General features: G+C 72.9%; 10 protein-coding genes. 4 read left to right on the top strand and 6 right to left on the bottom strand.

The features are described 5' to 3' along the window. Window positions 1-72 precede the first annotated feature (72 nt). The 3 genes from ACN27G_RS07800 (at window position 73) to ACN27G_RS07790 (ending at window position 3,649) form a co-directional block, all read left to right on the top strand. A complete protein-coding gene (locus ACN27G_RS07800; RefSeq protein WP_421492102.1) occupies window positions 73-570 on the top strand; it encodes a hypothetical protein in 498 nt (165 codons plus the stop codon). Window positions 571-597: 27 nt separating this feature from the next. Continuing rightward, window positions 598-2,892 carry a histidine kinase gene (locus tag ACN27G_RS07795; protein ID WP_421492101.1) on the top strand — a complete coding sequence of 765 codons (2,295 nt, stop codon included), beginning with the start codon at window positions 598-600 and terminating at the stop codon, window positions 2,890-2,892. A gap of 109 nt (window positions 2,893-3,001) precedes the next feature. Further along, complete coding sequence (locus tag ACN27G_RS07790; protein ID WP_421492100.1) at window positions 3,002-3,649, top strand: response regulator; 648 nt, start codon at window positions 3,002-3,004, stop codon at window positions 3,647-3,649. An 11-nt stretch (window positions 3,650-3,660) separates the two neighbouring features. On the opposite strand, the gene ACN27G_RS07785 is transcribed toward ACN27G_RS07790, so the two are convergent. From ACN27G_RS07785 to ACN27G_RS07770, 4 genes are all read right to left on the bottom strand, one after another. Then, window positions 3,661-4,518, bottom strand: a complete 858-nt coding sequence (locus ACN27G_RS07785; protein ID WP_421492099.1) for an endonuclease/exonuclease/phosphatase family protein — start codon at window positions 4,516-4,518, stop codon at window positions 3,661-3,663. Window positions 4,519-4,555: 37 nt separating this feature from the next. Continuing rightward, a complete protein-coding gene (locus ACN27G_RS07780) occupies window positions 4,556-6,067 on the bottom strand; it encodes a phosphatase PAP2 family protein (RefSeq protein WP_421492098.1) in 1,512 nt (503 codons plus the stop codon). A 59-nt stretch (window positions 6,068-6,126) separates the two neighbouring features. Continuing rightward, a complete protein-coding gene (locus ACN27G_RS07775) occupies window positions 6,127-7,251 on the bottom strand; it encodes a YihY/virulence factor BrkB family protein (protein WP_421492097.1) in 1,125 nt (374 codons plus the stop codon). A gap of 350 nt (window positions 7,252-7,601) precedes the next feature. Beyond that, the gene (locus ACN27G_RS07770; RefSeq protein WP_421497266.1) at window positions 7,602-8,591 is read right to left on the bottom strand and encodes a diacylglycerol/lipid kinase family protein; all 990 of its coding nucleotides are present in this window, start codon (window positions 8,589-8,591) and stop codon (window positions 7,602-7,604) included. A 188-nt stretch (window positions 8,592-8,779) separates the two neighbouring features. Between ACN27G_RS07770 and ACN27G_RS07765 the strand changes: the two genes are divergently transcribed. Continuing rightward, complete coding sequence (locus ACN27G_RS07765; RefSeq protein ID WP_421492096.1) at window positions 8,780-9,292, top strand: DinB family protein; 513 nt, start codon at window positions 8,780-8,782, stop codon at window positions 9,290-9,292. 94 nt (window positions 9,293-9,386) lie between these two features. Here ACN27G_RS07765 and ACN27G_RS07760 read toward each other — a convergent pair whose 3' ends face one another. Together ACN27G_RS07760 and ACN27G_RS07755 are read right to left on the bottom strand one after the other, a co-directional pair. Further along, window positions 9,387-9,971 (bottom strand): Clp protease N-terminal domain-containing protein, encoded by a 585-nt coding sequence (locus tag ACN27G_RS07760; protein ID WP_421492095.1) that lies wholly within the window; start codon window positions 9,969-9,971, stop codon window positions 9,387-9,389. Next, complete coding sequence (locus tag ACN27G_RS07755; protein ID WP_421492094.1) at window positions 9,971-10,207, bottom strand: helix-turn-helix domain-containing protein; 237 nt, start codon at window positions 10,205-10,207, stop codon at window positions 9,971-9,973. Before ACN27G_RS07755 ends, ACN27G_RS07760 begins: the two co-directional genes overlap by 1 nt. Window positions 10,208-10,388 lie beyond the last annotated feature (181 nt).

Genomic DNA, 10,388 nt, shown 5'->3' with positions numbered 1-10,388 from the left:
GGCCTAGGCTGCGGGAGGAAACCGTCGCCACCAGCGCCTGAACCGTCGAGATTGGATTACGAGGGGAGTGTCATGACCGCTAAGCCGATTCGCCCGGTTCCGGGTACGGAGATCGAACCGATCGTCATCGCCAGCGACAACAGCTTCGCGCACGCCTACGGCAGTGTGGCCGAGATGCTGGGCGAGAAGGACATCGGCGCCAAGGCTCAGGGCGGCCTGGAGTTCTTCGACAAGGCGGGCCGCCGGCTCGCTCCGGTGTTCAGCCACGCCTGGGAACTGGAGGGATTGGTACCCACGCTCGACGATCCCGAGCCCGAGCTGATCCAGGGGCGGCTGCAGGCTGTCGTCCAGCATGTCGGCGACTACATCCGCCGGCACCCGGAGATCGTCGCCGACTCCGGGCTGACTCCGGAAGCGGCGATCGAGTCGCTGCCGCAGCTCGGCGGTGGCACCCTGGCCGACGACGCCGCGCACTTCCCGGGGGGCGACGCGCCCTCGGGCGGCATCAGGCTGATGACGCCGGGCAGCTGGTTCCACAACTCGCTGCACGCCGCCGGCTGGACACACTGACAAGCTCGATCGGGCAGGGGTCAAAGGGTGGAATCCACCGAACGCACCAGCCGATGGTCAGTACGCCGCATCGGCGTACTGGCCACGGCGGTGGTTGTCGCCGCGCTGATGGTGACCGGACAGGTCGTCAACGCAGGCAACTCGACGGTCGTACTAACCGGAATGGCGGCAGTTATCGCCGTCGGGTTCACCGCCATGGGCAGCCTCATCCTGGTCGGGGTGCCGGGGCACCTCGTGGGTCGGCTCATGCTCGCCGCCGGGGGGGCGGCGAGCGTGGGCCTGCTCGCGGCGAGCTGGGCGAACTGGCTGCCCATGGCGTGGCTGAGCCAGTGGGCCTGGTGGCCGGCGTACGGACTGATCATCCTTGCCCTGCTGGTGTTTCCGGACGGGAGGCTGCCGTCCCGGCGATGGCGACCGCTCGCCGTGCTGATCATCACCGCCACCGCCGTCGCCGCCCTCGCCTACGCGATCGCCGCCCTCGACGACCCCTACAGTCTGGTCAGCGCCGCGGAGCCGGCGCCGACCCCGCGAGCCCGGACGCTCGTCCTGGTCGCGATACTCGCCATCGGGGTCACCCTGGTCGGCCTGGTCGGCGTGCTCGTCTCGCTGATCCTGCGCTGGCGCCGCTCCGACGGTGAGAGCCGCGCCCAGTTGGCCTGCCTGCTCGCGGCCGGGATCCTGCTGCTGCTCGGACTGGTGCTCGACACCATCGACCTCACGGGTGCCTGGGTGATCGTGGTGGTGGCCCTGCCGGTCGGGATGGCCGTCGCCGTGCTGCGCTACCGGCTCTACGGGCTGGACCAGGTCATCAACCGCACCATCGTCTGGCTGGTGATGAGCCTGCTGGTCATCGCCGCCTTCGTCGGGCTCATCGCCCTGCTGCGTGACCTGGTGATGTCGGGCAGCACCTCGAACGCCTCGCTGGTGGCGACCGGGCTGATCGCGGTCGCCTTCGAACCGGCCCGGGGTCGGGTGCAGCGGGGGGTCAACCGGCTGCTCTACGGCGACCGGGACGACCCGTACCAGGTGATAGCGCGCCTCGGCGACCTGCTCGGCCGCACCGTCGAGCCGGGCGCGGTGCTGCCGCTGCTGACCGGCACCATCGCCCGGTCGCTGCGGGTGCCACACGTGGCGGTCGAGGTCGAGGGGCGGGAGGGACCCCGGGTGCTCGCCGCGCACGGCACCGCGAGCACCCCCGTCGAGGCGTTCGACATGGTCACCCGGGGGGAACGGGTCGGCCGGCTGCTGGTGGCGAACCGGAGCGTGACGAGCCGGTTCACCCCGGTCGAGCGGCGTCTGCTGAACGACCTGGCGCTGCACGCGGCGGTGGCCGCCGACGCCGTGCGGCTCATCCACGACCTCCAGGAGTCCCGGGAGCGGCTGATCACCGCACGCGAGGAGGAACGCCGGCGACTCCGTCGCGACCTGCACGACGGTCTCGGTCCGACCCTGGCCGGCATGGCCATGCAGGTCCGGGCGGCGCACAAGCTGGTCGCCGGCCAGCCCCGGACCCTCCGCATCCTCGACGCGCTCGCGGCGGACCTGCAGACCTGCACCGCCGAGGTGCGCCAGCTCGTCGACCAGCTCCGGCCACCGGCGCTCGACCGCGGACTCGCCGCGGCACTGCGCAACGAGTGCACCCGGTTCGACAGCCAGAACCTGTCGGTCCGGTTGCAGGTGGACGGCAACCTCCAGGGGCTACCGGCGGCGATCGAGGTGGCGGCGTACCGGATCGTCGCGGAGGCGCTGAACAACGTGACGCGGCACTCGCAGGCCAGCACCTGCCAGGTGAAGGTGCGCCGGGACCGGGCGATGACGGTGGAGATCATCGACGACGGCGTGGGCCTCGGCCCGCGCCGGCCGGGCGGCGTCGGCCTCGACTCGATGCGGGAGCGTGCCACCGAACTCGGCGGCGAATTCGACATCACCCCGACGGATCCGCACGGTACGTCCATCCGGGTGCGTCTGCCGTTCCAGCCGGCCACGCCCGACCCGGCGACCGGCACCCCACCGCACGACCGTCCGGCTACTCTCGACCGGGCGGTCACCGACCCACCCGGCACGGAGCGTCCCGCCGCCGACCGCACGGGCGGCGACACGGGGACCGATTCCAACTCCGGCGGCCCGGACGGCCGCTGGGGGGTGGCCCACCGATCCGCCGGAGCCGACCCGGAGTCGGAGCTGCCACAGCCGCGTGGCAGGGTGACACAGCCGCACGGCGGAGTGACACAGCCGCACGGCGGAGTGACACGGCCCGCCGGCAGCACCTCGCCGACCGTCGACCGCCCGACACCGGACAGCGGCGCGGACCGGGTCGGCTAGCCCGCTAGGCTGAACCCGCGATGGACGGGCGGTCGCGTGGTTCCAGCTCTCTGCCGGAGCCGCTGCCATCGCCGGAGAACGCGGCGTTCGTGCAGAGGCGGCGACGAGCATGGTGCACGGTGGACGGATCCTCATCGTCGACGACCACCCGGTGGTGCGTCGTGGGCTGCGCACCATGCTGGAGGGCGAGCCCTGGGTGAGTGAGGTCTTCGAGGCCGCCACCTGTGCCGAGGCGGTCAGCACCGCGGTCGGCGAGCGGATCGAGGTGATCGCGATGGACGTGACGCTGCCGGACGGTGACGGCGTCGACGCCACCGCACGCATCATCCACTCGCGCCCGGAGACCAAGGTGCTGATGCTGACGATGGCGAACGACGAGGAGATCGTGGCCCGGGCACTGCGGGCCGGAGCCCGCGGCTACGTGTTGAAGGACACCGACCCGGACGCCGTCATCGACGCCCTGCGTACCGTCGCCCAGGGTGGTGTGGTGCTCGGGCCGGGGATCGGCCCGTCGGTGCTCACCGCGCTCAACCGCGGCCCGGCCGAGCTGCCCGCCCCGTTCAACCAGCTCACCTCCAGGGAGCGGGACATCCTCGGCCGGCTCGCCTTCGGCGACACCAACGCGAAGATCGCCCGGCACTTCGGGCTCAGCGAGAAAACCGTACGCAACCAGCTCTCCGCGATCTTCGCGAAGCTCGGCGTCGCGGACCGGGTGCAGGCGGCCCTGCTCGCCCGCGACGTCGGGCTCGGCACCTGAGAGGCAGCCGGTCACCGCGGCCGCAGATCGAGGTCGGCGACCAGCGGGTAGTGGTCCGACGCCGTCTCCGCCGCTCCTCCGGTGACCACCCTCGGTTCGTGGGCCAGCCGGGCGAGCGGCGGCGTGCCGAAGAGGTAGTCGAGCCGCATGTCGGTGAACTCCACCCCACCACCGCCGCTGGTCGGCACGGTCTTCGGTGGCTCGCCACCCGGCTGTCCCGCCGCCCGCTCCCCGGCTCCCGAACCGCCCTCCCCCACCGACCGGAACAGGTCCACGAATCCCGCCCGGTGCAGCGCGGCGATCGCCCGGGTGTCCACCGTCCTGCCGTCCGGCAGCAGGTGCCTGCCCCGGTACGCCGCTGGCAGCCGGGCGACCCGCTCGGCGTGCCGGCCGCCCGGATCGAGCGAGTTCAGGTCGCCCATCAGCAGCACCAGCCGGTCCGGCAGCCGCCTGCGGTCCGGCCCGCCCCGGCCGGCCGCGCCGACCAGCCAGCCGGCCTCGCGCAGCCGGCGCCGCCCGGAGTACGGATGCAGGTGCGTGCCCAGCACGGTCAGCGGCCCCCGATCGGTCCCGAGCACGACCCGCTGCGCCCCGTGGTGGAACGGCCGGCGGACCGGTGCCGCCGTCTCGACCTCGACCGGCGGCCGCACCAGGATCGCCACCGGCTGCCCGAACCACCCTCCGGCCAGATGGGCCCGCATCCCGAGCCGCCGCGCGACCTCGTCCAGCCGGCGGCGGTCCCGGCGGAAGCCCCGGAGTTCCTGCAAGGCCAGCACGTCCGGCCGCTGCTCGGCGACGACCCGGAGCAGCCGGTCGAGCCGGGCCGGATCGGCGCCGTCCCACCCGCCGTTCTTGATGTTGTACGTCATCGCCCGCATGCCACGGCCCCCGTTCCGCATCGACGGGTCAGTCCCGCCGGACCGTCCGGACCAGCTCGTCGTCGAGGTCGGACAGCTCGGCCGGAGCCCGCGGGTGGCGGTCGGCGGGGGCGGTTTCCCCGGTGCGCTCGGTCAACTCCTCGTTGGGGCGTACCACCAGCCAGAGCAGGCCGATCCAGAGCGCGGTGAGCAGCATGGCCCCGACGAAGTCACTGGGATGGTGCATCCCGCGGTAGATCCGGGAGGTGGCGACGACCAGCGGCATGACGACGGCGAGCGCCACGGTCAGCCAGCGCCACCAGCGGTCGGTACGCGGCATCACCAGTAGGGCGATCGCCACCCAGAGACACATGGTCGCCGCGATGTGCCCGGAGGGGAAGGACGAGGTCGGCAGCGGGCCGTCGAGGTGCGGGACCTCGGGACGGGGCCGGCCCACCGCGTGCGCCGACGCGAGGAAGAGACTCAGCTCGCCGAACATGGCCAGGGCGACGAAGAGCACCGGTCGCCAGCGCCGCCAGAAGGCCAGGGCCAGCGGGCAGAAGACGAGCGAGACCAGCAGGATCGCGTGGGTGTTGCCGGCCATGCTGGCGAGATGACTGACCTGGTCGAGCGTGTCGGTGCGGTGCGCGGCGAACCATGCCGGCACCTCCCGGTCGAGCGTCTCGACGAACGTGCCGTCGACGTGGTAGCTGACCAGCATGCCGAAGGCGTACAGCGACCCGAAGACCAGCACCCAGCCGGTGAGCACCTCGGCGACGGCCGCCCGGGGGTGCGGCAGCACGTGTTCCTCGGCCGGTGCCGGTGCGATCTCCCGTCCCGCCTCCGGCTCCAGACCGGCGGCGAGCGGCCGGACCGGGCGGCCCCGCTCGCGGCGCCACAGCCGGAAGGCGTACGCGGTGACGCCCAGCCAGGCGAGCCCGAGCAGCCAGCCGGCGACGACGTCCGAGACGTAGTGCACGCCCAGCGCGATCCGGGTCAGCCCGACCGCCAGCACGACCGCGATCACGACGGCGACGGCCAGCCGGTGCCAGCGGGGCCGCATCGCGGGCAGGAAGACCAGCAGCAGTGCGCCGTAGGCGACGATCGACCCCAGCGCGTGCCCGCTCGGGAAGCTGTTGCCGGGTGCCGAGGCGACCGGGATGTCGACCACCGGGCGGAGCCGGCCCACCAGTTCCTTGAGCGAGGGGTCGAGCAGCAGGGCGCCGACGCCGGCGACGATGAGAAAGACGGCGAGCCGGCCCTGCCGGCGGATCAGCAGGCCCACCACGGCGATGGTGACCAGCCAGAACATGATCGGCCGACCGCCGAGCGAGCTGACCGCCCGGAGCACGGTGACCAGGTCGCCGTTTGCCGAGACCACCCGGTTGAACCAGGCCGCCGTCTCGTGGTCGACGGTGTGCAGCGGCTCCCAACGGAGGCGGACCAGCAGCAACAGCACGCCGAACCCGACGCCGGCGCCGGTGACCAGGGCCCAGCCGGCCAGGCTCCGCTCGGCGAAGTGTCCGATGGGGCGCCGCAAGACCTCGCTGACCGTGGCCACGCCAGAACTCCCTTCGTCCTGGCCAGCCCGGTACCCGCCGTGCGGAGGGCCTACACCCGTCAGGCGTCGTGCGGCTCCCCCGCGCCGACGGCACCGGTCACCCGCTCGCCGACCGGCCAGGGCGCGGGCACGGTCCGGCCGAGCTCCGCCGCCGGATCGACGTCGGTCATCTCGTCCCGCCCCGGCATGCGGTCGGGGTCCCGCCCGTCCGGCCCGGCCCGGTCACGGTCGGAATCCCACCGGTCCGGCTCGGCCGGCTCGTGGTCGCCGAGGCGCAGCGCCTCCAACTGGGCGGCGAAGGCGAGGCCGCCGAAGAGCGCGATCCCGGTGAGGTTGGCCCAGAGCAGCAGGGCCATCATCCCGGTCAGCGCGCCGTAGGTGGCGCCGAACGCGTCGCTGTAGGAGACGTAGCCGGCGAGCAGCACGCTCGCGAGCCACCACAGCGCGATGCTGAATCCTGCCCCGAACAGCAGCCAGGACAGGCCGGGTTGCCGGCGGCGCGGCGCGTGCCGGAACAGCACCGCCACGGCGAAGACGGTCAGCCCGAGGCTCAGCGGCCACCGGACCAGGTCCCAGGCGAGGTGAGCCGACGGCCCCCACCAGTCGTAGTGCCGCTCCATCGAGCGACCCAGCTCGCCGCCGCCGACCAGGATGAAGAAGCCGGCCAGCGCCGGCGCCCCGGCGGTGAGCGCCAGCACGGCGGCGCGGACGTACTTCGCGAACGCCGGCCGGTCCCGCTCCACACCGTAGATCCGGTTGGCCCCGCGTTCCACCTGGGCCATCGTCGTCGTCAGCGCGACCAGCCCGGTGAGCAGGCCGAGGGCCAGCGCCAGCTCACCGGCGTCCTCGGTCTGCTCCGAGTCGACCAGCAGCTCCGTGACCACCCCGTCGCTGGCGCCCGGCGTCAGCGCGATCACCGTGTCGGCGACCACCAGGCCGCCCTCGTCCGCCCCGAGGTCGCTGATCAGACCGGCCAGCGCGATCAGGAACGGCACCACGGCCAGGCAGAGCTGCAGGGCGAGCGCCCGGGCGTGGCTGAACGCGTCGCCGTACCGGAACCGGATGAAGGCGTCCCGGACCAGGTGCCAGCCGCCGTACCGGCGCAGGGCGTGCCAGGCGTCGTCGGCGGAGAGCTCCTCGTCCGCCATGCACCGCGTCTCGGGGACCAGCCGGGTACTGCTCACGGTACTTCCCCAGTTCGTGACTGCGGGGCTCGCAACCCCGGCTCACTCCTCGCACTCACCGTGCCGCCCCAGTTCGTGACTGCGGGGCTCGCAACCCCGGCTCACTCCTCGCACTCACCGTGCCGCCCCAGTTCGTGACTGCGGGGCTCGCAACCCCGGCTCACTCCTCGCACTCACCGTGCCGCCCCAGTTCGTGACTGCGGGGCTCGCAACCCCGGCTCACTCCTCGCACTCACCGTGCCGCCCCAGTTCGTGACTGCGGGGCTCGCAACCCCGGCTCACTCCTCGCACTCACCGTGCCGCCCCAGTTCGTGACTGCGGGGCTCGCAACCCCGGCTCACTCCTCGCACTCACCGTGCTTCCTCGACCCGGCGCTCGCCCCGCTCCCCTGCCGCGTCGGCGTCCACCGACAGGTCGGGTTCGGTCTGCGGCTGCGGTACGCAGAGCCAGAGCGCCTGCGGGCGTACCGACACCTTCAGCGAGCGGCCGGGGGAAATGAGGTCGCCGTCCAGTTCGCGTGGTTGGGCCCGGTTGCTGGTGATGATCACGCGCCGGCCGCGCAGCACCTCCATCCTGGGCACCCGCCGACGGCCTCGCAGCACCGCCCAGCCGAGGGAGAGCCAGTGGTTGAGGGTCCGTGGCGTGAGCACCGCGACATCCAGACAGCCATCGTCCGGCTCGGCGTCGGCGAGCAGCCGTACGCCACCCTGCAGGCGCCCGACGTTGGCCACCAGGACCGTCCGGGCCCGGCGCCGCAGGGGCGGGTCGTCGTCGATCCGGATCGACACCCGCATCGGCCGGTCCCGCAGGTGCCGCAGCGCCCCCATCACGTATGCCGGCCAGCCGACCCGGGCCTTCGTCGTCTCGGAGGTGTCGGAGAGCATCTGGGCGTCGAAGCCCATCCCGGCCATCACCACGAAGCACTGGTCGCCGCAGGTGCCGACGTCGATGCGTCGCCGGCCCCGTTCCACGGCGACCTCGATGCCGGCGACCAGGTCGTCGGAGAGTCCCAGATTGGCGGCGAGCAGGTTGCCGGTGCCCGAGGGGAGGATGGCCATCGCCACGTCGGTGTCGACCAGGGCACCGACGCAGGACATCACGGTGCCGTCGCCGCCGCAGACGAAGATCACCTCGGCGCCGGCCGCGATCGCCGCCCGCGCCTGGCCCTGGCCCGGATCGTCCACCGTCGTGGTGAACCACTCCGGTTCCGGCCAGCCCGCCGCGGCCAGCACCTCGGTGACGGTCCGGCGCAGCCCGTCGAGGTCGGGCTGCTTGGCCGGGTTGACCACCACCGCCGACCGCGGACCGCCGGCACCGCCCGTCCGGTGCACGGCCGTCACACCCTGGGTACGTCCCTCTCGCGCCTTCACGGCCGCCAGTGTGCAGCAGCTTGCCGCCGGCGGCGAGCCGGACGGACGTGACGTGTCGCGCAGACCGGCGACGCATTCGGCGCAGACCGGCGACCGGCCGCCGGCGGCCACTACAGTGAACCTCCCCGACCCGCAGCCGAGAAGGGCCCGACAGTCACATGGTCGATCCGCCGTTGGCACCCGAGGAAGCGGTCTCCACCGGCGGCGAGCGGGCGGTGTGGGAGGCGTTCCTCGACTGCCAGCGGCGGGAGGTCGCCGAGAGGATCGCCGGGGTGTCGGAGGAGGGTGCCCGACGCCGGCTGGTGCCGTCGCTGACCACCCTCGGCGGGCTGCTCAAGCACCTGTCGGCGGTGGAGCGGAGCTGGTTCCAGCGCCGGCTGGCGTCGCGGGAGCCCGCCGACATCGCCGGTTGGGTCGACGGCGGCGACCCGAGCTGGGCCCTCGGCCCCGACGACACCGTCGAGCGGCTGCTCACCGAGTACGCCGAGGCGTGCGAGGAGTCGCGCCGCGTCGCCGCCCGGTCGGCCCTCGACGACTCGGTGCCGCATCCCCGGCTGGGCGGGGTATCGCTGCGCTGGATCTACGCCCACATGATCGAGGAGACCGCCCGGCACGCCGGGCACGCCGACATCCTCCGCGAGCAGCTCGACGCCGCCCGGCCAGCCGACTGAGCCTCACCTACCGACTGAGCCCCACCGACAGGCTGAGCCCCACCGACAGGCTGAGCCCTCACCGGCGGGATCCCGCCCCGAGCCGACCGGTGTCTCAGGCCGCCCTGTCGCGGAAGGAGCGCAGGGTCCGGCGGCGCAGCTCGACGAGGTCCACCCCGGCCTCGGTCAGCACCAGCGCGGCCAGCCCGTCGCCCTCCCGGATCAGGCCGAGCAGGATGTGCTCGGCGCCGATCTCCCGGTGCCGCAGGTTGACCGCCTCGCGCAGGGCCAACTCCAGCACCTTCTTCGCCCGCGCGGAGAAGCGGTTGGAGAGTTCCCAGCCGCGGAAGGGCCAGCGCCGGGACGGCCGCGACGGCGGCCCCTCCAGCGCACCCTCGCCGAACGACTCCTCGAGCTTGGACCGGACCGCCGCCAGGTCGATGCCGATCGACAGGAGCGCCTCCGCGTCGCGGTCGCCGAGCTCCTCGGTGCCGCGCCCGACCTTCCGGTCGATCGCCTCGGCCACCCGATCGGTGTTCACGCCGGCCTCGTGGAGCAGCCCGGCGACCGAGCTCGTCTTCTCGTCGACCAGGGCGAACAGCAGGTGCTCGGTGCCGACCGTGCGGTGTCCCAGCCGCTCCCGTGCCGCCACCGCCCCACGGACCACCTCCCGGGCCTGCACCGTGAACCGCTCGAACATCACTGCCCTCCCTGGGTACGCGCCGACGCCCGGCCGGCGTGCTTCTTGTGGACTCCCTGCCTGCTGACCTCGAGTGCGTCGGCGATCTCCTGCCATGACCAGCCCTGCCGCCGGGCGTTGTCGACCTGGACGACCTCCAGGCGCTCCAACAACCGGCGCAACGCCACCACCGCGCGCAGCCCGACCCGCGGGTCGGTGCTACCGGCCGCCGCCGCCAGATCCGTTGCCTGACTCATGCTGTCAACATAGGTTGACAGCATGCTCTTGTCAACTCCAGTTGACAACGAGATGGTGGCTGTGGGTTCTCACGAAAGTTGATCCGTTCTCACTGGATCTGATCCGTATCTGATCCGTTCTCACGGAACTTGATCCGCCCGGCTGCGTGCGGCCGTCCGGGTCGTCGCTAGCCTTTGGGCG

Origin of the sequence: Plantactinospora sp. WMMB334 (assembly GCF_049179095.1) — a bacterium.
Taxonomy (GTDB): Bacteria; Actinomycetota; Actinomycetes; order Mycobacteriales; family Micromonosporaceae; genus Plantactinospora.
Note: the sequence above shows the minus strand (reverse complement) of the source record. Positions and strands in the feature narration are given on the sequence as shown.

What these genes read in the sequence shown, in the direction of transcription:
- ACN27G_RS07760 (WP_421492095.1), bottom strand. Translation starts at nt 9,971, where the DNA reads ATGTTCGAGCGGTTCACGGTGCAGGCCCGGGAGGTGGTCCGTGGGGCG.
- ACN27G_RS07800 (WP_421492102.1), top strand. Translation starts at nt 73, where the DNA reads ATGACCGCTAAGCCGATTCGCCCGGTTCCGGGTACGGAGATCGAACCG.
- ACN27G_RS07790 (WP_421492100.1), top strand. Translation starts at nt 3,002, where the DNA reads ATGGTGCACGGTGGACGGATCCTCATCGTCGACGACCACCCGGTGGTG.
- ACN27G_RS07765 (WP_421492096.1), top strand. Translation starts at nt 8,780, where the DNA reads ATGGTCGATCCGCCGTTGGCACCCGAGGAAGCGGTCTCCACCGGCGGC.
- ACN27G_RS07755 (WP_421492094.1), bottom strand. Translation starts at nt 10,207, where the DNA reads ATGAGTCAGGCAACGGATCTGGCGGCGGCGGCCGGTAGCACCGACCCG.
- ACN27G_RS07785 (WP_421492099.1), bottom strand. Translation starts at nt 4,518, where the DNA reads ATGACGTACAACATCAAGAACGGCGGGTGGGACGGCGCCGATCCGGCC.